Raw genomic sequence first — 25,672 nt, forward strand, 5'->3', positions numbered from 1 at the left:
TCCTATCCAAAGATCGAAATTACAGGATTACCTCTTTTGAATCCTATTTTCATCTCATAATATTTTTCAACGTCAGAATATGGTATCCGACTAATACCATATTGTGTGTCAACAATAGATTTCGCATCTTTTGATGGAATTGAAATCACATATTCATAAAATTCCTTCTTAATTGTCAGGAATTGCTTTTTCCTCTCGAATGTATCCTGAATCGTTTGAATCTCAAGGTACTGATTCCACGTTTTCGATGCAATATTATCAACTTCTATGAACACATCACAATCAGGTAGATCATCATCAATTAATTTAAACTCTGAAATCGGTACTCGTTTCTCGAAATCAACATCTTCTCTTTTTTCATGATAATTCAATTCAAAAAGGGCGCTCATTATTTTTTCATCAGAAACTACTTTTTCTTGAGATTTGTTAAAATACAAATTGATAATTTCAATAAATTGTGTTTCTTCAATAGTTGGATGATCCTTGAAGATTTGATGAACAATATTTAATAAAACTTTGTCATAAATTTTTGAATATGGGCGGTTTTTAACATCAACAAGATTCAGGATATGGACTTCCCCTTGGGTCACCCGTTTTTTACGGTTACACCTCCCGGCAACCTGAATAATTGAGTCCAAAGGTCCAATATCTCTATAGACTACATCAACATCGATGTCCACGCCCGCCTCAATTAACTGGGTAGTTACAATAATCTTTTTTTGACCAGAATCCAATTCACTTTTTATTCTTGATATCCTCTCATGACGTTCTTTTGGAATAATGTTTGTTGATAAATATTCAATGGGATTTTTTGATGGTGATTCATATCCCAGTTTTTCTGATATTTGTGTAAAGAAATCTATCGAGGATCTGATTGTATTCAGAACAAACAAATATGATTTTTCAGGGGAAATCTTCAATTCTGAGATCATATCTTCGATTGTTTTTTGATTCTCATCATATCGAAGTAACACCCGGTTAAGATCCGCATTTGAAAAATATTTTTCATGATTTTTTACTAGCTCTGTGCATTCATCTTTCTCAAAAAGCAGTGGTTGAGTAGCCGTAAGGAGGATAATCGTGCAGTCAAAATATTTTGAGAGTGCAGCTAATACACTTCCGATCACTCTCCAATATTTTATTGGGATATTTTGCACTTCGTCCAGGATAATGATTGATCCCGCAATGTTGTGAAATTTTTTCAGGAATTTGTTCTCGTATCCGATGGTTGAATAAAAGAACTGAATGAATGTAGTTACAATGATTTCTGAATCCCAGGATTCAATCAAGGCCAGGCTTTCATCAACCGGTTTATTCTCTCCTTCATATCTATACTTGAATTCAGCCAGATGATGATGTTTCAATAAATACGGCGATTCATTTGTCTTGAAATCCGGTAATGTTTTCTGCAATACATCTTCCAACACCTTGAAGTTTTGATCAATGATGCTGGTAAAGGGTAAAGCATAAACAATTCTTTGGGGTGTTGATGAAATGTTTTTCAATTTTAGTGCAGCGGAAAACGAAGTAAGTGTTTTACCGGTTCCTGTCGGCGCAGTTATTGAAAATATTTTTTTATCCGTGGATTGTTGAATCGTCAGTATAACAGATTCGAATATTTCATTGCGGATTCTGTTGATATTACTCGAGTTCGCTTTTTGGAATTCAGGATTTGCCTTATATTTTTCAACAATATCCGATGGCAATGTCGGTCGACGTATCTCCTCAACATGACCGGCATGTTTCTTATCGGAATCAATTAGTACCGAGTATAACAGTTGGATGATCAAGAATGGGAGGGGTTCTGCTTGATTTGAACTTTCTTTTTTGAAGAAGTATGCATCTTTTCGTAGATGTTTGATAACATTGTCCAATATCTCCGGAGATTGACATTCTTTTTCATAATGAGAGAGATTGTTGAAAATTATTTGAACTTGGATGTCAGTACTGAGAAAAAGAACAGAATATATCTCTTTTATATCAGGATCATTTCTTCGGACATCCGATAGTTGTTCCCGTATATTAGAAAATTCCCGTAATAATTGCTCTGAATTTACATCCTTCTCAATCGCATCCAAATTACCGTGATGGTGTTTTACAATGATGTATCCGAAAAATGGGATATATTTAAAGAGAGCGTGGTTTTCATATTTTCTTATCCGAATAAATTCAGATAATACTTCATAGGTGAATAACGCAGAGATCAAACCGTGATGTGTTAATCCCTCACTACGCCGTTTTTTCTCAAGGTATTCCTGAAAAAATGTTGTAAATTTTCCAAAATCATGGGAAATCCCAATCAGATAGGCAACATCAGACAAGAATTGTTTATCCAGATTGTTGATGCGTTTTTCGAGCAAAATATTGCGCTCGGTCTCACCAACTGTTTTTAGGTGATCTTTTAAAAGAATATCAGGATGCCGATGTGAAAAAAAATTCATGATATCACATGAACATGATATTTTCAGTTTTTCCCTGATAGGATACCTGGTACGCCGGTTCTTTTAAGGCCGCAACAATAGCTTTCCCATTCTTTTCAAAGAGATATTCTTCATACCGGGTAACTTCACGTTTCCCGGAGAAGTCCGCCGGCATTTTTTCTAGGAGATATTGTGCAGTTATATCTTCAAATTTTAATCCCCGATCAACGATTGCACTCTTCCGGCATACAGAATTCAGGTTCACGGGTTTATCAAAAGGAATTTCATTAACCGTCCCTTCGGAAATAAATTCAATTTCCCCTAAAAATTCTGTAATCCCCAAGTATGCGGGATATACGAACAATTTCTGTTCCAGTCGATTCTTTAATTTCTCGTGAATGGATGCGCACGATATATATATTCGGTACGAGATTTCTGAATCGTCAACCGGGCAAATAATCTCTAGCGGAATCTGGGCGGGTTCGATATCTGGATTATCAGATAGTAAATCCTCAATTGAAAACTTTTTATTCGAATTACGGTAATTCATGGTTTGCATCATTTTTCTTACGGGCGTTTTCAGAGCGAGGGCAATTTTACAATGGGAGTCGCTCAATTTCTCATAATATGAATCCCGTTCATAACCCAGTAATCCTGCAACCAATCCGGAAATTACTGTCCTGGGGGGGAATGTGTAACTCAATGAAGAAGAATTTGTAAAATACTTCCGGAAATGTGCCAAGCGACCTTTGAGATCAAAAATGAGAATCTCTTTCACGATTCTTCCTCAAGCAGGAGATTTCTTTTCGATTGGTTTGATTGTTATTTGATGTAATTTCTCCATCCCCAATTTTTCGAACTGCTTGGTGATTTCACCATCTTTTACGTGGAATTCTGGGCTCACCCACCACTTTATTGATTTAATCTTGTCTTTGTTATCTTCTAAGAGTGTCTTGAGTTTGGATACGTCAAGTGTGTAATCCGAAACATAACGAATCGGGATTTTTGGATCGTGGCTGATCGAGATGTATTTCCTCAAGTCTCCAAGGAAAAACTCCGGTGAGTTATATTCGATACGAAGATAGAGTCGTGGATATTGCCCGATTTTTGTTCTCGTTGCCATGAGCGGGATACTGTTAACGATGGCCTGATCGAATAATTCAATATCCTTATCCGTCAGGGATGTATGTTCAGCTCTCTTCGCGCTGATGATACCGTGAAAAGCAATCAGCGAATAATCTACCCGGTAATCTTTACCCATCGCCCCTTGTTTATTCCCAGCTTCAGAGCTGAAATGTGAAGTAATGCCACTAGATTCCATGATATTTACTTTATTCAACGAATATCCCCAGTTGAACTGAACGGGACCGGTGAATTTCTTGGATCCGGATTTGGTAGATTTTGACCCGGCTTTTTCTTCTTTTTCCGAGGATCCTTTTATTGTCATTGTTGCCCCGAAAAACCGGACATCCATCAGATTATCCATGAGGAATTTATCATCGTTCAGAAGATCTGCTTTATCCATATTTTTTTCCCGAGCAAGTTCTTCTAATCGCCCGGTAGATGTGACTGATCTACCATCGATATTACAGACAAAAATTGGTTCCCCGAGATATTGCTCGAAATAATCGCGGATATACCTTTTCAGTCGTAAATCAGAAACGAGATTGATTTCCCGGTCAGGATCCATCCGGGGTTTGTTCTCATTATCCGGATCGCCATTTGGATTGCACATCTTCGCATCGTAGACAAACAATATTTCATGATTGTTCGCGATCGTCACTTTTTCTGTCATCGTTTTTCCTGACGGTGCAACATTCGCCGCCGTTACACTCATATCTGTTGTCTTTTTACTCATCGGTATCTCCTCCTTCATCTTCTTCGGTTTCCTGTTCAGTCGGTGCTTCTTGCTCTCCTCTGGATATCGCTTGGTATGTTGCAAAACTATACCCGGAAAGTATGTAGAAAACATTTTCCTGATTGGACAGATTCCAACTCTGGCTGTATATGTCAATCATTTTCTTATACTCGTAAAACAGCGATTCATGAAGTTTCAGAATTTTGTATTGGACCAATTTTTCAAATACTTCATTTGTCAAGCGAATAATTGCCTGGACATTCATTCCCTCAAAATTGATCTTATTAAGTATGGGCTTATTTTTATGTCCCGCTTTCCACTGTTTATTGCCAATTCCACCTATCAGGTATCCAAGGAGGAATAATGTTTTCCGGGGATCATCGTACACCCCGATATCAGACCAGAATTTATTGATCTCAACCGGAACAGATCCAATATCACTAACCTTTTCCATAGTAAATCCTCGTAATAAGTTTAATTCCCTAAAGAATACTAATGCAAAATTCTGTTGCAGTACTTTCCGCCAAAGATGACTTTCTGAGGAAACATTGTAACCTCCCCGATTATGGAAGATGATGCGCAATAGTTCTGTGTACTGATCGATTAACAAAGAGTAATCGATCGATCTGGAAGCAAAGACAGCATCGATAATGTCTAAAAACTTTGTCGAATATGTACGGTCTTTGTTTCCAATGCGAATTGGAATTGTGTAATAGAGACTCTTTAAGGAAATTTTCAGAAAGCCTTGCTGAACCGGATAGCCTTTATCGATCTTCAATGCAATTTTTTGTTGTATATCAAGAATTGTATCGAGCCGACTCGGAGGAACATCCTTAATCAACCTTAAAATTTTAAAATCTCTTCCCTGTTCTGATCGGTAAAAGAGATAATTTATCACAAAATTATTCTTTTCATTCTCTTCAAAATCTCTGAAATTTTTCAGTTCTTTTTCAAAGATATGAAGTACCGTTAGATTTGATACAGCATTGTTTTTATGAGTAATATACCGGGCGAATCTTGCATAATCCAATTCAAGATTCTTGAACAGCAAAGTTGGAATCACATAACCATTGAGTTTCCCGATTTTAATTTTCAAATTATTTTTAATGAATGCCTCTCCAGATAGTAGGTTCCCGTAACAAGTTTCGCAGATGTTAAAATTTCTTGTGAATTTCCCATCAAGGTCTGATGAAAAACCCAATTTATCCGTCATATAATATTTAAAACTCAAATTTGTTGCAGTGCTTGTTGTTGCTATATTCTTCTTATTGCATAAGGAACAATTGCCTTGACGATTGAGATATTTTTTATAATTTGTATCTTTCGGATCGAAGAGGCACCCGATTTTTTCATTTGATAACATTTTTCGATACTCTTGTCGCGCTGCAAGTGAAGAGCCGTTTAGTTTTATTGTATATATGGAAACGTCATCAGAAGCTAATTTTGATTTTAATGAAGTCAGAATATTTTTACTTAATGCTTCGAGATATTTTTTTGAATTCTTTTTTGCTTGATCCTTTTTTTGTGACGGACTGGATAATTCTTTTAATAACTCCTTATTTTTTTCAGAGAAGGTAGGTCTTAGATCTGTAGGTAAGGAGAATTTTGTGAAATCAACTCTCCAAATTTTTCTCTCATCCTTTTTTTCTTTATAAGATATAGCAATGAAAAATTTTTCCAGAACCATTTGCAGTTCATTTTTTAGCGGATTATCAACTCGTTCCAAAATATTTGATATTGCATCGCCAAAAATGAAAGGAAAGACATCTGATGTGAAATAAATTTGCGGCTTATTTCTGGGATTGTTTCCCAGCCAGAGATATTTTTTTCCCGAATCCGGTTTTACTTCTTCATAATCACAGGTTATTGTCTGATTCGTTGTGTCGAAATTAAAAATAATTACGTGTTGTTTTTTCTTTTTTATTTCAAGGGGGATTTTTTTTGAGAAGTTATCTAAGAGATTATCACCAGCGCCCTTATTTGCGTACTCCCCAATCTCCCGTATCGCTTCAATCATCGTATCGTCCCATTGCAAAAAGAAAATTATTCCTGCACAAATTTATCGTGTCTAATTATCTCCCCTGCATTATTCAACGATCCTCCATTTACCTTTACCATCTATATACTTGCTGATTTGATGGTGTGAAAGTGATACTGGCCGAAGGTAGAACCCCCCCAAACCCCTCTAATGATAGTGCAGATCCGGCCTCTTCAAAAATACCCGCCACAGTCCGACAGGACCTCCGATCTGGAGGAGGAGAAGAATGCGCAAGCATTCTTCGATTGTATCTGACCTGTGACAGGTAATGTGACCCGCACTTCGGGAGCCCGAAATCTGGCCGGAAAACAGGCGTTCTTTTCATCCGGACCGTACAGCACTACCCCTCCCCCTTACTTCTGCCTCCCAAAAGCGTACAAAAGCGTTTTACAAAACCACGGAAAATCGCCCGTTTGCCTAAAATTGACCAATATCCATGGATTTCGAAAACACTGAGCAAAAGTGCACCTGATTTTGCAGATACCACCAGAGAAGGGGTACCTGGAGGGACAATCCAGGCTCGTACAGGGCCCGGATTGCCAAAAGATTCCGATGAGTACGAAGAGGAGTGAAGAACTCATAAGGTACGCCGGCAAAATTCATTCTGCTAATTACCAATGAGTAACCTTTATCGTTTCTGCTAATTAGTAATTAGTATGGTCTCGAAAGAGCTGCTGCGGCAACTCGTCATCCAGCAGAAAGCCCGGATGGAACAACCAGGGGATTTTATCGAACGCTCGATCCTTCCCCTGGTCCTCGCCGCACTGGATGACGACCGGGTGATCATCCTTGCCGGTATCAGGAGATGCGGGAAGTCCACGCTCATAAAACAAATCATGGAGACAAAGAAGAACTACTGCTATGTCAATTTCGAAGACGAGCGGCTGCTCAGTTTCCGTGCAGAGGATTTTTCCATCCTCGATGAAGTGCTCATGGAAATATACGGGCCGTCCTCTACGTACTTCTTTGACGAGATCCAGAACGTGGAAAAGTTTGAAACGTTTGTCCGAAGGCTCCAGGACCGCGGCAAGAAAGTGATCCTCACCGGCTCCAACGCAGCCCTGTTCAGCAAGGAATTCGGGACCCGACTGACCGGCCGGTACAAACTCTTTGAGATATACCCGTTCTCGTTTGTCGAATACCTCCGGTTACAGGGCATCGCAGTCCGCAAAGAATCGCTGTATCTGGCTGAAGAAAAAGCAACCATTGTCCGGGCTTTTGGGCGCTACACGGAATGCGGCGGGATGCCCGAATACCTCAGAAATCGCGACACGGATTATATCAAAACCCTGTACGACAACATCCTGTACCGGGATATCATTGCACGATATTCCATCCGCAGGCAGAGACTGGTGAGGGAGCTGGTCGGGATCCTTGCATCCACCATGACACTCCCGTTTACGTACAACTCGCTGAAAAAAAGTCTCGGGCTGATGAATGCCATCACAGTCAAGGAGTACATATCCTATCTCAGCGGGGCATACCTGTTCTTCGAACTCGCGCGGTTCGACTACTCGGTGAAAAAACAGCTGAGCTCGCCCCGCAAGATCTACTGTATCGATACCGCTTTCAGTATCATCAGCGGCTTCTCCCTTTCCCCGGACAAAGGAAGGCTTCTGGAAAATATCGTCTATATCGAACTGAGGCGGCGGGGAAGCAGGATCTTTTACTTCACGAAGAACCGGGAATGCGACTTCGTCCTCGTTGACCGGAAAAAAATTACCGGCGCAATCCAGGTCTGTTATGAATTCACGGAAGAAAACCGGGAGCGGGAGATTAGAGGCCTCGCTGAAGCGATGGATGAGTTCAGGCTGGACCGTGGCCTGATCCTGACCAGCGATCAGGATGATGAACTGCGGGTCGAAGGGAGGACAATCATCATCCGGCCGGTCTGGAAGTGGCTGCTGGAGAATGACGATGCAATCTAGGCCGGGTTGCCTGGCAATCCTTCCGGGGTCTTACATAATCAAGCTCGGACGTTTTCATTTTCACAAATCCTGCGATCTCGCTCCTGACCGCGGCATCGATTGTCTGTAAAAAATCGCAGGCTCTTTTCTCCCCGCCCCCGGTGAGGAGGAGGATCACATCGGAATAAGTCTCGCCGGGCCGCTTATGGGCCTTGAGCGCGTGATACGCAGATTCCGTGAGGCGGAGAGTTTTTGTCACCGGTAAATACAGGGTGCGTCCATAGTTACACTCTTTCGGCACTTCCTCCTGCACTCACTTTCGCCCTGCCCCACACCCATAAAACCTCCAGCAGCCAATATAGCTGAAGAAATGAACAGCATCGACACCTTCTTCCCGTACAGCGAGTACCGGCCCGGCCAGCGCCACATGCTCGAGGTCGCAGCCACGGTTGCCCGCGATGGCGGTATTGCGATGATCGATGCCCCGACCGGCTCCGGGAAATCGAGCGTGGTTGCTTCGCTCCTTGCCGAGCGCAAAGGCCGGAAGGTTGTGATTGCTGTCCGCACGGTCAGCCAGCTCACGACATTCATCCGCGAGCTTGAGCTCGTGAAGAAGAAAGCCCCGCAGATCAAAACCGTGTATCTCGTTGGCAAGAAGAGCATGTGCCCACTGGGTGGGGAAGGCGACGTATACCGGCGCTGCGAAGGGGTCAAGGCATTCAGTACCTCGCTGATGCGGGACCGGGCCGAGAAAGGGGCGATGATTCCGGCAAAGGATCCGTTCATCATCCAGCAGATCCGCAGGATGGACAGGGAACACCCGCTTCTCTGCCCCTATTATATCAACAGCAAGATGTTCGTTCCCGCTGAAGGCGTTGGAGTGCGGATGGTTCCCTCGACCGAGCTCCGTAACAAAGCCGACCGCGTGATCCAAAACCCGGTCCCCCCGCGGGATCTCACTGAATACTCATCCGGCCTCTGCCCGTACGAGCTGATGATGCATGCCGCAAAGAACACAAACGTCGTTATCCTTAACTACCACCATCTTTTCGACCGGCAGATCCGCGAACAATTGTATGCGAACCTGGGGGTCGAGGAACAGGACATCCTCCTCTTAATTGACGAAGCGCACAACTGCGGGGACGTGATCACCGGGATCGAGAGCGTGACCATGGAAGAACGGGACCTCGAACAGGCCTCGCGCGAACTCTCCGGCATGGCCCGGCGGCACAAGGGGGCAGAGGCGGTCCGGCATGTGCTGCCCCGGCTCACGGAGTTCATCCGGGGCTTGCAGAATTCGGTCGAGGCCGAGGACTGGTTCGATCCCGCGATCTTCGACCGGATGATTGTCCGCGAATCGCTCTACAAGGATATGGACGAGATCGTGGACGACCTCATGGGCCTGTCGGAAACCATCCGCGAGAAGAACCAGAAGTCAGGGGAGTTTCGCGAAACCGCGATCGAGCGGCTGACGGAATTCCTTCTTCGGCTTTCAAACTCCGCAACCGATCCGGCGTTCCTCACCGTATATCGTAAAGAGGAGTCCGGCATCACGCTCGAAGTCCGCAGCATCGATCCCGCAGCTTCGCTTTCTGAAGTGTGCGGCTCCCATGCCTGCGCCATCCTGATCTCAGGCACACTCTCGCCGGTCGAGAGCTTCCGGAAGTATTACTTCGGCAACGGCAACGTGACCACGCTCTCCCTCCCCAATGCATTCCCGAAGGAGAACCGGCTCATTGTCTGCGCAAACGACATCACCACCGCGTACTCGATGCGGCAGAACAAGGAGAACACAAACCGTATCGCAGGATACATACGGTCTTTCTCCTCCCTGAAAGGCAACCGTGCCATCTACTTCCCCAGTTACCAGATCCTCGAGACCTACGCGGATTTGACCGCACGGGATATCCGGGGCAAGAAAGTCTTCATCGAGCCCCGCGATGCTGCCGGGGCAGGTGCTGCCCTGACTGAGTTCCTCTCTCTCCCGTCTAGGCGCGAATCCGGTGTTATGTTTGCCGTTGCCGGGGGAAAGTGGAGCGAGGGGCTCGATTACCGGGGCGAGATGATGGCAGGCGCGATGGTGATCGGTCTCCCGCTCGCCCCGTTCAACCGGGTGCGCAAGATGATGATCGAGTATTACCGGCACAAGTTCGGGCCCGAGGGGGAGTTCCTCTGCTACACCCTGCCGGCCGTCAACCGTTCGCTCCAGGCGCTCGGGCGGGTGCTGCGAACCCCGGAGGACCGGGGCGTGCTGGTGCTCGGGGAGAAACGGTTTTTGGAAAAGAAGGTCAAAGATGCCCTGCCGGCATGGATCCAGGAAGAGATGATCGCATGCGACTGTGACCGGTTCCGCGAGGTGCTTGCGCAATGGAAACCATGAGCGGCTCCTGCCGGCTCGGGCTCTGGCATGTCCATGTGTACTGGAACGGCGACATAGTCAGCCGCATCCGGTTCTCGCGGACGGGAATCGAAGGGAGCGTCCCGCTCCTGATCCGGCAGTACTGCGCCGGAAAGCCCATTGACTTGGGGGGGATTTTCTCTGTTGCGATGCAGGGCGAGACACCCTACAGCCGCATCTACCGCGCCGTGCGGGAGATCCCGTACGGGAAAACCGCGACCTATGGGGAGATCGCCCGCCATGTCGGTACATCCCCCCGTGTGGTCGGGCAGGCAATGGCCCGGAACCCCACACCGCTTGTCATCCCCTGCCACCGGGTTGTTGCGGCAACGGGGATCGGGGGGTTCTCTCCAGACATCGGGATCAAGGAACTGCTGCTGGAGATGGAGAAGAAGGGCAGAAAGGTCCTGCTGAAACCTAGTCCGTAAACTACTACATAGGGAAGATCTAAACTATTCTGGACAGCTACGGGAGCGGCACACGAGAGATGAGATCTGCAGTGATACTGGTCGGGGGCGAGGCGCGCCGTGCCAACGGGCAGGAGAAGTATTTCTTCCGGTACCAGGGCAGGACGTTCATCGAGCGGCTCGTTGATACGCTGCGGGGGCTCGTAGATGAGATTATCCTCGTTGCACGTGACCCGGAACAGTGCCGCCGTTTTGACCACCTGAAGGGCGTCCGGTGTATCACTGACATCCGCCAGGGGATCGGTCCCATTGGCGGGCTCCATGCCGGCACCCTTGCTGCACAGGGAGACCTGCTCTTCGTCTCTGCCTGCGACATGCCCTGCATTGATGCAGGGGTTGTCTCGTACCTCTTCTCCGCTATTGGTGAACACCAGGCAGCCATTCCCAGCTGGAATACAGACCTTCTCGAACCCCTCATGGCCGTATACCGCCGCGAGACTATCCTGGAGTACCTCAAGACCCATGAATCCTACTCACTGCGCTCGATGATACGGTCCATCGATACGCTGTATGTGCCCGTGGACGACCTCAGGCAGTTCGACCCGGAACTCCGGTCTTTCACGAATATCAACAAGCTCGAGGACCTCGAACAGATCAACGGGGACAATGCTGCATTGTAACGGGCCGTCCGTCTTTTTCGCCGTATACACCACGGGCAGCACAAATACCTTAAAATATATGTGATGAAACCAATCGATAGATCATTACCATTTGCCGGGAAACAGCCTGCTGAGCTGCAGGCAGGTGCACGAAGAGTATGAAACAGATCTCCCCTGAGAACGAGGAAGTCCTTCACCTGTTCATCATCACCGCAGCGACCATTGGCGCTGTTATCACCACGGTATTCTCCTTAACTCACGGGATCTTCGAGATATTCCCGTTCCTCTACATCCTTCCCATCATCCTTTCCGTGTACTTCTTCCCGAAGCGCGCAGTTCTCTTCTCCCTTGGCGTCAGTCTCACCTATATCGGGATGATCTACCTGTACGACTTCACCAACCCCGAACACATTGCGATTGCAACAGCATGGTTTGCCATCTTCATCACCATCGGGGTTGTCTCCTCGTCCTACGCAACGCGACTCATCGACGAGCAAATGCGGATCCGGAGCATCCTTGTGAATTCCCAGGACGGAATCTTCTGTTTCGATCTCACGACCCTCCAGGTCCTCGGGGCAAACGCCAAGTTCGCGCAATGGCTCCGCTATGACCGGAGCGAGCTGGTGGGAAAGGACCTCTCAAAGACCTGGACCGGGTCGTCCGAGCGCGACCAGTTCATCGCAGATATCCGGAACGGTCCGCAGAACCTGGAGACTGAAGGGGTCTTCCAGTCACGGGACGGGGCCCAGCACCGGTTCATCGTCTCGGCTGTACTTGTGTCACGGAACCGCGTGCTCTGTTCTGCGATCGATATGACCGGCAGCAAGGTCGCTGACGAGGAGATCAAGAAGACCCTGGAAGAACTCGATGTGCAGGTCCGTGCCCGGACGGAACACCTGGAAAAGATAAACGCGCAGCTTCAGGCCGAGATCCTCGAACGGCGCAGGGTGACAAAGACCATCCTCACACCGGAACCCGGGTCCAAGAAGGACCTGGAGGACGAGGAATGATCGCCATCCCGTCCGGTGGTGCCCCCCGCATCCTGCCCGGCACGGCACGGGGCCTCTGGTCCACCGCCATCGTGGCAAGCGTCGCAGTTGCCATCGCCTCGACGATCTTCTCCCTCACGCATGGGATCAACGAAGTCTTCCCGTTCCTCTACTTCCTCCCGATCATCCTCTTTGTCTACGTCTATCCCGACCACGGTGTCATCTTCACGCTCCTTGTCAGCACCATCTACCTGGTGCTGGTCTATTCCCTCACCAGTTTCAACCCGGCAATCGTCGCGGTGTCTACGGCATGGTTCGTCATCTTCGTGACAATTGGCGTAGTCACATCATCCTTTGCCAAGGGACTTGTTTTAGAGGAGCGGAAGTACCGCGACATCTTCGAGAACTCCCAGGCAGGGATCTTCACATTCGGTCTTGACACCATGAAGATTGGGGAGCTGAATGCGAAATGTGCCCGCATGCTCCGGTATGACAGAAACGAGCTTGTGGGAAAAGACCTCAGGGAGATCTTCACGGACAGCGCACAATACCAGTCCTTCACCCGCGAGATCCAGGCCCGCCCACAGACCGGCGATATCGAGCTGCACTTTTCCACCCGTGACGGGGATATCCGTCAGTTCATCCTCTCGGCATCAACCTCCCCGAACGATATCATCATCTGTTCTGTCATGGATATCACCGAACGGAAACTTGCCGAGCGGGTGATCCACAAGGCCCGGGTCGAACTCGAGGAACGGATCATCGATCGCACGCGGGAACTGACGCGGGCAAACGAGAGCCTCCTTGCCGAGATCGAGGAACGCAAACAGTTCGAGGAGGCAATCCAGCTGGCAAACAAGAAACTCAACACGCTCTCCTCCATCACCCGTCACGACATCCTCAACCAGATAACCGCGATTGTCATGTACCTCTCGCTTGCGGAGGAGCAGATCTCCGACCCCGAGGCCATCGGGCACTTAAAAAAGATCGGACAGATCACCCAGCTGATCCAGAAACAGATCCGGTTCACCCGCAACTACCAGTTTATCGGCTCACGGTCGCCCCACTGGCAGGTCCTCTCGGTTACTATCGACGATGCGGTAAAAGACCTGGACATGGGGGACATCCACGTGGAGAAGGAGGTGGGCGACCTTGCGATCTACGCCGACCTTCTTTTAGAAAAAGTCTTCTACAATCTTTTCGAGAATTCTCTCCGCCATGGTATGAAGGTCACGACCTGCCGGGTGACACACCGCAGGGACGGTGATGATCTCGTCCTCCTGTACGAGGACAATGGGATCGGCATACCAGCCGGCGCAAAAGAGAAAATCTTCCGCCGGGAATATTACCGGAACACGGGATACGGGATGTTCCTTGCAAAGGAGATTTTGGATACCACGGGGATTACCATCGTGGAGACGGGTGAACCGGGCTGCGGCGCACGATTCGAGATACGGGTGCCGGCGGGGGCCTTCCGCTTCGGATTATTGGAGCAGGGCGCACCGCAAGAGGCCGGGTAACCTGATCACGGGCCGTTCAGATGCTTTTCTTCCGGCCGCTTGCGTCCCGCATATAGTGGCCGAACTCGCTTTTCTGCAGGATCGTTCCTGAAAAGACCGGGCCGTCGCGGCAGACCCGGAGGCCGGAGGGGTCGATACAGCATGACCCGCAGACGCCCATGCCGCATTTCATATACCGGTGGAGCGAGAACTCGGTCTTGTGAAGGACGCCCTTTTCTGTCACTTTGGCGAGCACGGAACGCATCATCACTTCCGGGCCGCAGACAGCAATCCTGTCATACAAGGCAAGGTTCAGGTCATCCAGCAAGGTCGTGACAAAACCCTTGTTGCCCTGCGAACCGTCGTCCGTTGCAATGACGACATCGGTGCATTCGTCGAGCTGGTCCAAAAAGAGCAGCTCGGACTCCGTCTTTGCCCCAAGGAGCATGGTCATGACACAGTCAGCCTTGACAAGCGGGAGGAGCGGTGCCGCACCGACCCCGCCTGCTATCGCGAGCACTTTTTCCCCGTGCGTGAATCCGTTGCCAAACGGCCCCCGGATCCCGAGTTTGTCACCGCGCTTCATGGAAAAGAGGGCAGATGTTGCATCACCCACTTTCTGCACGGTGATGCTGTTCAGGGAGGAGAGGGCCATCGGGATCTCGTCCACACCCGGGACCCAGACCATGACAAACTGCCCCGGATTGAAGACGAACGGCTGGTCAAAGAAGAACGAGCGGATATTCGGCGTCTCGTTCAGGATCCGCGTGATCGTTACGGTTACCGGTGTCCCGTCAGCCATGGGCGCACCCCACGATCTCACTCGCCATGACACCATCCTTTGCATACAGGGCGGCCCGGATCTTCTCAAAGACCTGGATATCCCCGTGCACTGCGCTGCCGATCTCAACGGCAGATGCACCGGCCATCATCAGTTCCACCACATTATCGGCAGTCGAGACACCCCCGCACCCGATGATGGGGACCTTCACGGCCTCGTACAGTTCGTACACGCACCGGACAGCGATGGGAAAGATTGCAGTGCCCGAGAGGCCCCCGTAGCGGTTGCCGAGCACCGGGCGCCGGAGACCGGTAGAGATACGCATCGCCTTCACGGTATTGACCGCAACAATCGCGCTCGCCCCGCCTTTCTCCGCGGCTTTTCCGATCGCGGTGATATCCGTGACATTCGGCGTCAGTTTCACCCATGCCGGCAGGCCGGTCCTGACAACGGCGCGGGTACAGGCCTCAACAAGCGCAGGGTCGCTCCCGATGGCCGCCCCGTACCCTTCCGCGTGGGGGCAGGAGAGGTTGAGCTCGGCTGCCGCGACCTTGCCGGAGAACCACCCGGCAACCTCGGCAAACTCCTCCGGGTTGCCGCCAAAGATGCTCGCGACCACGGGCTTTTTTGCCAAGGGTGCCAGTTCGTCCACGAACTCCTTTGAAGGATTGGGGAGCCCCATCGCGTTCAGGAGGCCGTCTTCGAGTGCCACAAGGCACGGGCCGCTATGGCCCTCCTTCGGGAGAGGCCCGATGGACTTGGTCACAACGCCCCCCGCACCGAGCAGGAGCATCCGGGATAACGATGCGCCGGTTGTCCCGAGGACGCCGGCCGCGAGGAGAAGATGATTCTGCAACTCAACACCGCCAACATTCACCGGGCCCGGCCTGATGGTAACCATTCATCAGGAAATGGTCGTTATTTATTATTAGCATAACCCATATTGGTACCAGATGGCACGCCTAGCAGTGATCGGGGTAGGACGGATCGGCGGTGAAGTCGCGTACCTTGCAGCATCGCTCGGTATTGCCGACGAACTGGTATTGTTCGACACTGCCCCTGACCTTTTAAAGGCGCAGGTGCTCGACCTGAAGCATACGGGCCTTGATATTGCGATCAGCACTGACAAACACGAGATCCGGGATGCCGACCTCTGCATTTTCTCGGCCGGGATGCCCCGGGACCCCTCAGTGAAGACACGGGCAGACCTGCTCCTTGCCAACCTGCCGGCAACGAGATCCTGCGCCGGGATGCTCAAAGGGTTTGAAGGGATCCTTGTCACGGTCACAAATCCAATGGACATCAATAATTATACGCTCTGTCGATCAACGGGCATCCCCCGCGAGCGCTGCATTGGTTTCGGGGGCCAGCTCGACAGCAGCAGGTTCGACCTCGCCCTCCGTCAGCGGAACATCCCCGGCCAGCCCTCGGTCATGGGGGAGCATGGCGAGCACCAGGTGCCGGTCTTCTCACGGCTCGACGTGCCCGTAGAAACGCAGACCCGTGAGGAGATCCTCCGCGAGCTGCAGGGCTCGAGCATGGATGTCATAAAGGGCAAGGGCGGAACCGTGTTTGGGCCGGCGCTTCACCTTGCCCGGCTTGCCCGGATGATCCTGAAGGATACGGGAGAAGCGGCTATCTGTTCTGCCGTACTGGATGGAGAGTACGGGCTGGAGGGGTGCTCGCTTGGTGTCCCCGTCCGTGTCTGCAAAGAGGGTATACGGGAAATCGCGGAGTGGGACCTCGACGCATGGGAGTTCGACAAGATGGCCGATGCGGGACAGTTCGTTGCGTCGCTCTGTACTCAGGTGGTGACCTAACTATGGCCTCGCAGTCCACCGGCAGCTGCCTTGACGCGGCCTGCACGCTCGACTCCTATTCCCGCGACATCCGGATCGCGATCAACCAGGTGGAGTACAGCAACTCACCGGGCGGGCCCGTCATCCACATCTTCGGAAGGGACACACGCGGAAAGGCTGTCCGGCTGGATGTGACGGGCTTCAGGCCCTACTTCTATGTTCCGGCCGACCAGGCCGAAAGCACACCAATCCCCCCGCAGGCAACGCTCGAGACTGGGAACACCTACCGCTCGATCCGCGGCGAGCAGCTCCGGAGACTCTTCACCCAGCGGCCCACGGATGTACGGGATGTCCGCGAGCGGTACCGCCACTTCGAGGCAGACATCCCGTTTGCCACCCGGTTCATGATCGACACCGGCCTGACCGGAGGCGTTGCAGCACCGAAAGAGAACATCGACTGGCAGGAAATAACGCCGATCGCTATCGATGCCCCGGCCCGGACCTGCATCATCGATATCGAGTGCGAGGACGAGCGGGGATTCCCCGATCCCCAGCGGGATGCCATCATCTGCATCACCTGCTATGACTCGTTCGACGAGGACTACACCACGTTCCTCTTCTCCGGAAGCCAGATTCCGGCCGCCGTTGCCGTGAAGGTGAAGGAAGGCGGCCTTGATAATGGGTGTTTCCGCGAGGGCACCCATACGATCTGCTCGTATGCCGATGAACCCGCGATGCTCCGGGCATTCACGGCATACATCATTGCCCGCGACCCGGACATCCTCTCGGGCTGGAACTTCGTGGACTTCGACATGCCCTACATCACCGGCAGGATGGAACGGCTGGGGCTGAAATCCGATTCGCTTGCCCGCATCCCGGGTATGACCGAAAGAAATGCCCTCCGCGGCCGGGCGCTCTTCGACCTCCTTACCGCGTACAAGAAGATGCACTCCACGCTGAAGGAGTCCTACCGCCTCGACGCCATTGCAATGGATGAACTCGGGCAGCAGAAGGTCCGGTACACGGGCACGATTTCCGATCTCTGGAAAAAGGAGCCGGCGCTCCTTGTCGAGTACAACTTCAAGGACGTGGAGCTCTGCGTGGGGATCAACAAAAAGGACAACATCATCGGGTTCTACCGCGAGATCGCCCGGTATGTGGGCTGCCCGCTTGACAAGACCCTGAACTCGTCAAGCGTGATTGACGTGTACGTGCTCAGGAAAGCGTTCGGGAACTACGTGCTGCCCTCCAAGGGATTTGCCAATGCGGAAGAGTTCGAGGGAGCAACGGTCTTCGAGCCGAGCAAAGGCGTGCGGGAGAACGTGGTGGTACTCGACCTGAAATCGCTCTATCCGATGGCAATGATGACCATCAATGCTTCGATGGAGACAAAAGACCCTGCCGGCGAACTCCGGGCACCCAACGGGATCCGGTTCCGGAAACAGCCGAACGGGCTGACACGGAGCATCATCGCGGACCTGCTCAAGGAGCGGGACGAGAAGAAGCGGTTGCGCAACACGTTCGCCTTCGGCTCTCCCGAGTACATTATGTACGACATGCAGCAGAACGTGCTGAAAGTGATCATGAACACCTATTACGGCGTCTCGGGATACACCCGGTTCCGGCTCTTCGACCGGGAGATCGGGGCGGCTGTCACCTCCGTGGGCCGTGCGATCATCGAGCACACGCGGCGCGAGATCGAGAAGATGGGCTATACGGTCATCTACGGCGACACGGACTCCTGCATGATCCAGCTCCCGCCGCTCGACCGGGAGAAGACGATCGAGATTGCACGTAGCATTGAAAAACAGCTCAACGCGAGTTACCCGGTCTTTGCAAAAACCGAACTGAACGCCGATGTCAGTTTCTTTTCCATCAAATTCGAGAAGATCTATGCCCGCTTCTTCCAGGCAGGCAAGAAGAAGCGCTACGCAGGATCGCTTGTCTGGAAAGAGGGAAAGGACGTACAGGAAACGGACATTGTCGGCTTCGAGATCAAGCGAAGCGACACACCGCAGATAACAAAGCATGTGCAAAAAACCGTGATGGAACTCATCCTGGACGGCAAGGGGCTCGACGAGGTCAAGGCATTCCTTGGCGAGGTGATCAAAAAATACCGGGCCGGGAAATACACGCTGGATGAGATCGGGATCCCCGGCGGGATCGGGAAGAGCCTCGACGATTACGAGACGGACGATGCACAGGTGCGGGGCGCAAAGTATGCCAACCAGTACCTGCACACGGAGTTCGGGAAGGGCAGCAAGCCCAAGAGGATTTACATCAAGACGGTAACCGCCAAATATCCCAAGACGGACGTGCTCTGCTTCGAGTACGCCGACCAGGTGCCTCCCGAGTTCGTGGTGGACCTCGAACTGATGCTGGAGAAGACCATCAGACAACCGATCTCCCGGATCATCGAGGCGCTCGGCTGGAGCTGGGCGGATGTGGATCCGTCGCGGACTACGCTGGCGCAGTGGGGACTGGGGTAATAACACCCGTAAAAAAGACCCGTATGAGGTGAATTCACTTCACACAAGTACAATGAAAAGTTCGCTCTGCACCTGTGTTTGTCGTACACGTTTCTGTCGATACACCTCAAAATTTTCATGATGAAGCAATCACCTGCATAATTATTTTCAGAGCGATCCTTTTTCTGCAAGAATGGGCATAATTGCCGGTGTAATAATATTTGTTTCGTATGAATGCAAAATTTAACATATAAATTATTCAAATATAAGATCCAATGAACTCAGAAAAAATAATCCTCACAAAAGAACTGTTCCGGGTCCTTTCCTCCGATACTCGCATTACAATCCTGAAAAAACTTGCCCAACGAAGAAGGACGATCAGTGAATTATCACGCGAGTTAAAGATCGCTAAGTCAACAGTACACGAACATCTTGCTCTTATGACTGGTGCGGGGTTGATCACCCCCGTTCCCGATGAACATGAGTGGAAATATTATGAAATAACACAGAATGGTGCAAATTTGCTTGCACCGGAAAATTCAATTCCAATATCCATTCTTCTTACAACAACCGGATTCCTTTTTCTGGCGGGATCCATAACTGCATTTGTCGTTGCCTGGTTCTCGGTGAAGCAACCGCTCGTTTCAACGCCCATGCACGGTGGAGGTTATCCGGGTTATTTATACCCGGACCTCTTGTCAACCAGTATTGGAATTCTTCTTCTCATAGCCGGGATTCTGGTTCTCATCCGGCTATTCAGGATCCGAACATCATTTAAGGCTGATTCCCTCCAGCCCTCCTGATCCGACCATTGTAATTCCGTCCGCAGGCCTTGGATCAACCTTCACAGTTCTTGTGATATCTTTGTAATATAGTCCGGTAAATTCGTGAAGTTGAATTTCGGAGGGCACACACCGTTCCACTTTTTCATATTTCACTGTGTTCGGATAAAACCGAACGCTTTTCAGGGATTGAAATAGAATTGCAGAAAATTTTCTTGTACCCAGAAAGTGATGTTTTCACATTCTGCTGGAAGGGAATATTTCCGATAACGGATAAAGCAGTCCGTTTTCCGGAGAGGTTCCGGATTAAACATTGTCAGGCATGTTTCAGAAACCTTCACAACAAAGTCCTCCGACAAACGCGATACTACGATTTGCACCTCCCTTACCCCACACAGGAATACCGGGATTCTGATCCTGCCTAAGAAATCATATGAATGGAGAAGAACAAACAACCATGAAAAACTCTTTACGAAGTATTGTTTTACTATTGGTACTTCTGTCGTTTCTGACAGTACCAGTACTTGCAACAGATACCAATCTTGCAGTGCCGTATTACCAGCAGGAAACCGATTATTATTGCGGCTCTGCAGTTGCCCAGATGTGGATCGATTTCCACAATAGTTTCGTAAGTCAGAACACGTTGTATACATATATCCAAAACCATAACATCGAATCCGGATGGTCCACCGATCCTCAGGGACTCGAAGACGTTGTGGGAAACTATGTGACAAATCTTATCACTGACGATCACAAGTGGAGTTCAGCTGACGCTGCAATAATGGGTCAGGCTGTGGATATTGTAAACCGGGGAATCCCTTCAGCCTCGTTGATTCATGAGGGGTATCATTGGAATGCAGTAAAAGGTGTGAGTTATACCCTGTACGGGGGCCAGATTTACCAGATCAACGGTGTCTGGGTGCAGGATCCCTGGTACACAATGTCAGCTAATATATATTATGCTGTTAATTCATGGAAGAATGAATTTACTCAGGTCGATTTCCCTTCTTCAACTTGGGATAATTACTGGGTAACGGTCCAGGGTTACTGGGGAAGCCGCGGCGGCGCTCCTGATTACGATAAGGAGATTGAAAACATCCGGTTAATGGATGAATCCGAAGTAAGTACACCCATCACGGCAGAGATTGACATTGCCGGTTTCGCACGCGAACAAATGAATAAACAGAACCTGTTCCAGGAAGAGCTTAAGGGAAGTAGTCCGGGAAATACCGTGCTCGTTCATTCCCTTAACAAAAATTATCCGGATTACTATCTGATTCCGTTTGAAAAGGATGGAGTTCCTGTGGTAGTTTCCAAGGTTGACCTTAAAGGAGATACAGCTGTGTTCAGCGCGGGTGCAGCACTGGAGAAGGGTGCCAGCAGTATAAAACCTGATCTGGATGAAGCGAGAAAAGCCTTGGAATATGCGGGCTATGGAGACCTTGAGAATGCACGCCTTGTATGGAAACCCTGCGAACAGACAATGTCGGAGTTCATGCCGGTATGGGAGTTCTCGAACAATGCTAATGAAATAAAATACGTTGGTTATAACCCGTTCGAACAGAAGGTTATGGTGTACGACAACCTTACTCCCAGTAAGATGAGAGGATAACTCTTCCTCGTACTTTTTTTGTGATTCCTTAACAACGACTAGCAGCCGAGATCCCGGATCATCGAATCGCTCGGCTGGAGCTGGGCCGATGTCGACCCCTCGCAGATGACACTGGCGCAGTGGGGGGGGTAGATACGCATAATCAAATCGCAGTTGGAGATGAGATGTAAAAAACCGACTATATGATGGGGGCTGATGCCCCCATACCCCCATTCATGATAGATGCCGCCGCCCCCGGCGGTGCGCCCCCGCGGCGGTTCAGTGACTAAACGCATAAAAAACCTCCTTGCCCCGCCGTGCCTCGGAGAGGCCCTGAGGCGGGGAGCCCTCGTACCTATTCATCGTATTGTTGGGCATTAGAATTCTGAAATGTGTCAATTTATATCAAAATTATACAGTTGACATTATCTCATTATATAGAAAAAAACAAGCCGGATTATTGTCAACGGGAATAACAAGTGGATGACTTTAATCCAAAATGCGGCGAGATTAAAATATTGTTTATTTTTTTGTATCTAATGTGAAATACAACCTATATTTATATCCCATTTTTGGATTTAAAACCGTCCATTCTACTTTATAATCTGAATAAAACGGAATTATATGATTATCCTGTAGCTCTTTTTCGCTCAGAATCATCCTTTGATCTGATGAATCAGTAATTTGGAAACACAAACTCCCCATATGAGGTAGAGAATCAATTTCGGCACATTGTTTTATTCTATATTTTTCTCTTGCCTTACCCACCAACAATATTTGAAAACTGAGGCGTTCAGATACATGATTGATATCGACAGATACATAGTCTACTTTCCCACTAAGTGCATCATTGTACGCTGTGGTTCGATAACTTACTTCAAATTCTTTAGACTCGTTTGTTCGTAGATCTAACGGTACAAAAAATTTCAAAATATATACAGAATCATCATCCTTCTTTTTATGATTGTAATGCAATGGGGGCCTTGAAGTGAGCGTTCGGATCTCTGTTTCAGATAGTGGAGTCTCCTTTTTTATTATTGGCTCGGCAATTGTTGGTTTAATTGGATCTGCCGGGGGTCTTCCATTAAATTTAAAATTAATATCTTCGTACGATGGAACCCACCGGTTAGATTTGACCACAATCTGGTATTTCTGATATCGCTCTTCCATTTTATTTTGGATTTTCCTCGTTATTGATGACGTTGCAGTATTGTCGGTAATAGTTTCATCATCAAAAATAACTTCTCTAATCAAATATTGCAGTTTTAAGTCTTGAGCAATGTTTTCAAACAGACGAATCTTTTCATCATATTGGGATAAATCTTTGATATACAATGTTGCTAAGATAATTACGCCAACCAAAAAAATACCAATTACATAATAAATTTTGAGGGTAACATCTGAAATTAGGGAGAATAGGTATACCATTATTGCGGTCAGAATCAGAATCATCATGAATCTGAAATAAGCGAAAAAATTTTCAATTAACCATTTCCAAGCTCTACGAATAAAAAGATTCATATTATAAAAAAGGAGAGAGATTTTAATAATATTTTCTATAAAATATCTTCTTCGCCAACTAGGATATCTTCTTCACCGACATACAATGCAACCGGGGTCTGCCTTGGACTCATCATATCCCTAACTTATGAACTACTATTACATAAATATGTAGGTACCGACAGTAGACAGGGATTCCATTCCTCCAGAATTTTGACAGGTTGTGCTGATAAAACCTGCTTCTCGCCAACTTGACAGCACCGTAAAAACAAACACTAAATTCGACATTCACTTCCCGCTCAGCCGCTCGTTCAGCTTCTTGATCTGGTCCCGCAGCGCAATCGCCTTCTCGAAATCGAGACCCTCGGCAGCGTCCCGCATCTGCTTCTCGAGATCGATGATAACGTTCGGGATCTCGGTTTTCGGCACGTGCTTGGTGTCGGTGACCTCGACCTCTTTCTCCTTGATCGGCTTGATGATGGTCTGCGGGACGATGTTGTGCTTTTTGTTGAATGCAACCTGGAGCGTGCGCCGGCGTTTTGTCTCGGCAATCGCCCGCTTCATGGAATCGGTCATGTTGTCACCGTACAGAACAACCTTCGCGTTCACGTTCCGGGCTGCACGGCCGATGATCTGGATCAGGCTCCGGGCATCGCGGAGGAAACCCTCTTTGTCTGCGTCAAGAATCGCGATGAATCCGACCTCAGGGATATCAAGGCCCTCACGGAGCAGGTTGATCCCGACCAGGACATCGAACTTGCCGAGCCGGAGCTGCCGGATGATCTCGCTCCGCTCCAGCGTCTGGATCTCGGAGTGGAGGTAGCGTGTCCGGATCTTCCGATTCGAGAGGAACTCGGAGAGTTCCTCGGCGAGCTTCTTGGTCAGGGTGGTGATAAGGACGCGGTCGCCCCGCGCAATGGTCTTCTCCACTTCACGGATCACGTCATCCGTCTGCCCCTCGATGGGACGGACCTCGACCTCCGGGTCAACAAGGCCGGTGGGCCGGATGATCTGCTCGACCGCTTTTCCGGATTTCTTCAGCTCATAATCGCCCGGTGTTGCCGAAACGAAAATCACCGAATTCATGTACTGCTCGAACTCGTGGAACTTCAGGGGCCGGTTGTCGTACGCGCTCGGGAGCCGGAACCCGTAGTCGATCAGCGCTTTCTTGCGCGAACGGTCACCGTTGTACATCCCGTGGAGCTGGGGGATCATCTGGTGGCTCTCATCGATGATCATCAGGAAATCGTCCGGGAAATAGTCAAGCAGGCAGTAGGGTTTCTCGCCCGCGTTCCGGCCATCGAAATGCCGGGAATAGTTCTCGATGCCCTTGCAGGAACCGGTCTCCTCGATCATCTCGATATCGTACCGGGTCCGCTGTTCGAGCCGGTGGGCCTCGATCAGGCCGTGGATGGGGAGCACTTCGCCAAGCTCCTTCCGGATTGATGCAATGGCAGATTTCCGGGCGCTCTCGGGAGTAACGAAGTGGCGGGCAGGATAGACATAGAAATACTTCATCTCCTCGTTCACGGCACCGGTGTTCTTGTCCACCTCGCGGATCCGCTCGATCTCGTTGCCGAAGAGCTCGATACGGATGATGTTGTTGAAGTACCCGGGGATGAAGTCGATGGTGTCGCCCTTGACCCGGAACCGGCCCGGCATCAGTTCAAGATCGTTTCGCTCGAAGAGGATGTCGATGAGCCGGCTCATGATGTCGTTCCGCGAGATCTTCTGGCCCACGGTCAGCTCAAAACCCATGTTCCGGAAGTTCTCCGGGTTGCCGAGGCCGTAGATGCAGGAGACGGATGCGACCACGATCACGTCCTTTCGGAACGACAGCGACGCAGTTGCAGACAGCCGGAGCTGCTCGATCTTCGGGTTGATAGCAGAGTCTTTCTCGATGTACTGGTCCTTTGCCGGGATGTAGGACTCGGGCTGGTAGTAGTCGTAGTACGAGACAAAGTATTCCACACGGTTGTTCGGGAAGAAGTCGCAGAATTCAGAGTAGAGCTGGGCGGCAAGCGTCTTGTTGTGGGCGAGGACGAGCGTAGGCTTCTGCGCTGCCGCGATCACGTTTGCCATCGTGAAGGTCTTGCCGGAGCCGGTGACCCCGAGCAGGGTCTGGTACTGCTTTTGCTCTTCCAGTCCTTTTGTCAGCTCTTTGATAGCTTCCGGCTGCGAGCCGGCCGGGCCGAAACTGGAGACGAGCTGGAATTCTGTCACGGTGCTTAGGATCTTGGAACGGGATATTAAAAGGGATGGGGATGCGGCAGGAAAGTGATCCCGGGATCCCGTGGGGGCGGGGGAAGAAAGAGACTCTCCCCGGCATACTTCCCTACGACGGAGAATGTGAGGGAGCCGCAGGCCAAAAAATTCGGCAGTGGAAACGGTGCCAACACCCACGGAAATTTTTCCGATATTTGAGTATTTTCAGAATCGGGGCGTTTTAATCAGGAATAAAACGTGCTTTTTAGCGGCCTGTAAAAATGCGCAAAAATCGCACAGCCAGCACTCCGATCCAGAGTCCGGAGGCCAACCGGCGACCGCCATGAACGAAATTTTTACCCAGACCGAGG

At 49.7% G+C, this 25,672-nt stretch carries 19 protein-coding genes; 10 read left to right on the forward strand and 9 right to left on the reverse strand.

The window, feature by feature from the left end:
• Positions 1-2: 2 nt before the first annotated feature.
• From METFOR_RS10525 to METFOR_RS10540, 4 genes are read right to left on the reverse strand one after another with little or no spacing between them, the layout of a single operon-like run.
• Positions 3-2,441, reverse strand: a complete 2,439-nt coding sequence (locus tag METFOR_RS10525; protein ID WP_015286120.1) for a CRISPR-associated helicase/endonuclease Cas3 — start codon at positions 2,439-2,441, stop codon at positions 3-5.
• 4 nt (positions 2,442-2,445) lie between these two features.
• Positions 2,446-3,198, reverse strand: coding sequence for a CRISPR-associated protein Cas5 (gene cas5, locus METFOR_RS10530; protein WP_015286121.1), 753 nt, complete (start codon positions 3,196-3,198; stop codon positions 2,446-2,448).
• A 9-nt stretch (positions 3,199-3,207) separates the two neighbouring features.
• Positions 3,208-4,296, reverse strand: a complete 1,089-nt coding sequence (gene cas7b, locus METFOR_RS10535; protein ID WP_199483986.1) for a type I-B CRISPR-associated protein Cas7/Csh2 — start codon at positions 4,294-4,296, stop codon at positions 3,208-3,210.
• Positions 4,271-6,295: a TIGR02556 family CRISPR-associated protein gene (locus METFOR_RS10540; protein ID WP_015286123.1), complete on the reverse strand. Its 2,025-nt coding sequence runs from the start codon at positions 6,293-6,295 to the stop codon at positions 4,271-4,273. Before METFOR_RS10540 ends, cas7b begins: the two co-directional genes overlap by 26 nt.
• Before the next feature lie 677 nt (positions 6,296-6,972).
• Between METFOR_RS10540 and METFOR_RS10545 the strand changes: the two genes are divergently transcribed.
• Positions 6,973-8,244 (forward strand): ATP-binding protein, encoded by a 1,272-nt coding sequence (locus METFOR_RS10545; protein ID WP_015286124.1) that lies wholly within the window; start codon positions 6,973-6,975, stop codon positions 8,242-8,244.
• Here METFOR_RS10545 and METFOR_RS16215 read toward each other — a convergent pair.
• Positions 8,195-8,536 carry an antitoxin VapB family protein gene (locus METFOR_RS16215; RefSeq protein WP_015286125.1) on the reverse strand — a complete coding sequence of 114 codons (342 nt, stop codon included), beginning with the start codon at positions 8,534-8,536 and terminating at the stop codon, positions 8,195-8,197. The two genes, METFOR_RS10545 and METFOR_RS16215, sit on opposite strands and share 50 nt — an antisense overlap.
• Positions 8,537-8,593: 57 nt before the next feature.
• Between METFOR_RS16215 and METFOR_RS10550 the strand changes: the two genes are divergently transcribed.
• The 5 genes from METFOR_RS10550 (at position 8,594) to METFOR_RS10570 (ending at position 14,196) form a co-directional block, all read left to right on the forward strand.
• On the forward strand, positions 8,594-10,603 hold the full coding sequence (locus METFOR_RS10550; RefSeq protein ID WP_015286126.1) for an ATP-dependent DNA helicase: 2,010 nt from the start codon (positions 8,594-8,596) through the stop codon (positions 10,601-10,603).
• On the forward strand, positions 10,591-11,049 hold the full coding sequence (locus METFOR_RS10555) for a methylated-DNA--[protein]-cysteine S-methyltransferase (protein ID WP_015286127.1): 459 nt from the start codon (positions 10,591-10,593) through the stop codon (positions 11,047-11,049). The genes METFOR_RS10550 and METFOR_RS10555 overlap by 13 nt, the downstream gene beginning before the upstream one ends.
• Positions 11,050-11,108: 59 nt before the next feature.
• On the forward strand, positions 11,109-11,708 hold the full coding sequence (gene mobA / locus METFOR_RS10560) for a molybdenum cofactor guanylyltransferase (protein WP_015286128.1): 600 nt from the start codon (positions 11,109-11,111) through the stop codon (positions 11,706-11,708).
• Positions 11,709-11,845: 137 nt separating this feature from the next.
• Positions 11,846-12,697, forward strand: a complete 852-nt coding sequence (locus tag METFOR_RS10565) for a PAS domain-containing protein (RefSeq protein ID WP_015286129.1) — start codon at positions 11,846-11,848, stop codon at positions 12,695-12,697.
• A complete protein-coding gene (locus METFOR_RS10570) occupies positions 12,694-14,196 on the forward strand; it encodes an ATP-binding protein (RefSeq protein ID WP_015286130.1) in 1,503 nt (500 codons plus the stop codon). The genes METFOR_RS10565 and METFOR_RS10570 overlap by 4 nt, the downstream gene beginning before the upstream one ends.
• A gap of 16 nt (positions 14,197-14,212) precedes the next feature.
• On the opposite strand, the gene METFOR_RS10575 is transcribed toward METFOR_RS10570, so the two are convergent.
• Positions 14,213-14,977: a dihydroorotate dehydrogenase electron transfer subunit gene (locus tag METFOR_RS10575; RefSeq protein ID WP_015286131.1), complete on the reverse strand. Its 765-nt coding sequence runs from the start codon at positions 14,975-14,977 to the stop codon at positions 14,213-14,215.
• Positions 14,970-15,857: a dihydroorotate dehydrogenase gene (locus METFOR_RS10580; protein WP_015286132.1), complete on the reverse strand. Its 888-nt coding sequence runs from the start codon at positions 15,855-15,857 to the stop codon at positions 14,970-14,972. Before METFOR_RS10580 ends, METFOR_RS10575 begins: the two co-directional genes overlap by 8 nt.
• 52 nt (positions 15,858-15,909) lie before the next feature.
• On the opposite strand from METFOR_RS10580, the gene METFOR_RS10585 reads away from it, so the two are divergent.
• The 4 genes from METFOR_RS10585 to METFOR_RS10600 all read left to right on the forward strand — a co-directional run bounded on the left by METFOR_RS10585 (position 15,910) and on the right by METFOR_RS10600 (position 21,617).
• Positions 15,910-16,776 (forward strand): malate dehydrogenase, encoded by an 867-nt coding sequence (locus tag METFOR_RS10585; RefSeq protein WP_015286133.1) that lies wholly within the window; start codon positions 15,910-15,912, stop codon positions 16,774-16,776.
• 2 nt (positions 16,777-16,778) lie between these two features.
• The gene (locus tag METFOR_RS10590) at positions 16,779-19,244 is read left to right on the forward strand and encodes a DNA-directed DNA polymerase (protein ID WP_015286134.1); all 2,466 of its coding nucleotides are present in this window, start codon (positions 16,779-16,781) and stop codon (positions 19,242-19,244) included.
• A 254-nt stretch (positions 19,245-19,498) separates the two neighbouring features.
• On the forward strand, positions 19,499-20,026 hold the full coding sequence (locus METFOR_RS10595) for an ArsR/SmtB family transcription factor (protein ID WP_015286135.1): 528 nt from the start codon (positions 19,499-19,501) through the stop codon (positions 20,024-20,026).
• A gap of 412 nt (positions 20,027-20,438) precedes the next feature.
• A complete protein-coding gene (locus tag METFOR_RS10600) occupies positions 20,439-21,617 on the forward strand; it encodes a C39 family peptidase (RefSeq protein ID WP_048110941.1) in 1,179 nt (392 codons plus the stop codon).
• Positions 21,618-22,118: 501 nt separating this feature from the next.
• Here the strand turns inward: METFOR_RS10600 and METFOR_RS10610 are convergent.
• Together METFOR_RS10610 and uvrB are read right to left on the reverse strand one after the other, a co-directional pair.
• The gene (locus METFOR_RS10610) at positions 22,119-23,117 is read right to left on the reverse strand and encodes a hypothetical protein (RefSeq protein WP_015286138.1); all 999 of its coding nucleotides are present in this window, start codon (positions 23,115-23,117) and stop codon (positions 22,119-22,121) included.
• A 267-nt stretch (positions 23,118-23,384) separates the two neighbouring features.
• Positions 23,385-25,319, reverse strand: a complete 1,935-nt coding sequence (gene uvrB, locus METFOR_RS10615) for an excinuclease ABC subunit UvrB (protein ID WP_095532064.1) — start codon at positions 25,317-25,319, stop codon at positions 23,385-23,387.
• Between the last annotated feature and the right edge of the window lie 353 nt (positions 25,320-25,672).

It is taken from the genome of Methanoregula formicica SMSP (assembly GCF_000327485.1).
GTDB lineage: Archaea > Halobacteriota > Methanomicrobia > Methanomicrobiales > Methanospirillaceae > Methanoregula > Methanoregula formicica.

What these genes read in the sequence shown, in the direction of transcription:
- METFOR_RS10525 (WP_015286120.1), bottom strand. Translation starts at nt 2,441, where the DNA reads ATGAATTTTTTTTCACATCGGCATCCTGATATTCTTTTAAAAGATCAC.
- cas7b (WP_199483986.1), bottom strand. Translation starts at nt 4,296, where the DNA reads ATGAAGGAGGAGATACCGATGAGTAAAAAGACAACAGATATGAGTGTA.
- METFOR_RS10540 (WP_015286123.1), bottom strand. Translation starts at nt 6,295, where the DNA reads ATGATTGAAGCGATACGGGAGATTGGGGAGTACGCAAATAAGGGCGCT.
- METFOR_RS10545 (WP_015286124.1), top strand. Translation starts at nt 6,973, where the DNA reads ATGGTCTCGAAAGAGCTGCTGCGGCAACTCGTCATCCAGCAGAAAGCC.
- METFOR_RS10550 (WP_015286126.1), top strand. Translation starts at nt 8,594, where the DNA reads ATGAACAGCATCGACACCTTCTTCCCGTACAGCGAGTACCGGCCCGGC.
- METFOR_RS10555 (WP_015286127.1), top strand. Translation starts at nt 10,591, where the DNA reads ATGGAAACCATGAGCGGCTCCTGCCGGCTCGGGCTCTGGCATGTCCAT.
- mobA (WP_015286128.1), top strand. Translation starts at nt 11,109, where the DNA reads ATGAGATCTGCAGTGATACTGGTCGGGGGCGAGGCGCGCCGTGCCAAC.
- METFOR_RS10565 (WP_015286129.1), top strand. Translation starts at nt 11,846, where the DNA reads ATGAAACAGATCTCCCCTGAGAACGAGGAAGTCCTTCACCTGTTCATC.
- METFOR_RS10570 (WP_015286130.1), top strand. Translation starts at nt 12,694, where the DNA reads ATGATCGCCATCCCGTCCGGTGGTGCCCCCCGCATCCTGCCCGGCACG.
- METFOR_RS10575 (WP_015286131.1), bottom strand. Translation starts at nt 14,977, where the DNA reads ATGGCTGACGGGACACCGGTAACCGTAACGATCACGCGGATCCTGAAC.
- METFOR_RS10580 (WP_015286132.1), bottom strand. Translation starts at nt 15,857, where the DNA reads ATGGTTACCATCAGGCCGGGCCCGGTGAATGTTGGCGGTGTTGAGTTG.
- METFOR_RS10585 (WP_015286133.1), top strand. Translation starts at nt 15,910, where the DNA reads ATGGCACGCCTAGCAGTGATCGGGGTAGGACGGATCGGCGGTGAAGTC.
- METFOR_RS10590 (WP_015286134.1), top strand. Translation starts at nt 16,779, where the DNA reads ATGGCCTCGCAGTCCACCGGCAGCTGCCTTGACGCGGCCTGCACGCTC.
- METFOR_RS10595 (WP_015286135.1), top strand. Translation starts at nt 19,499, where the DNA reads ATGAACTCAGAAAAAATAATCCTCACAAAAGAACTGTTCCGGGTCCTT.
- METFOR_RS10600 (WP_048110941.1), top strand. Translation starts at nt 20,439, where the DNA reads ATGAATGGAGAAGAACAAACAACCATGAAAAACTCTTTACGAAGTATT.
- METFOR_RS10610 (WP_015286138.1), bottom strand. Translation starts at nt 23,117, where the DNA reads ATGAATCTTTTTATTCGTAGAGCTTGGAAATGGTTAATTGAAAATTTT.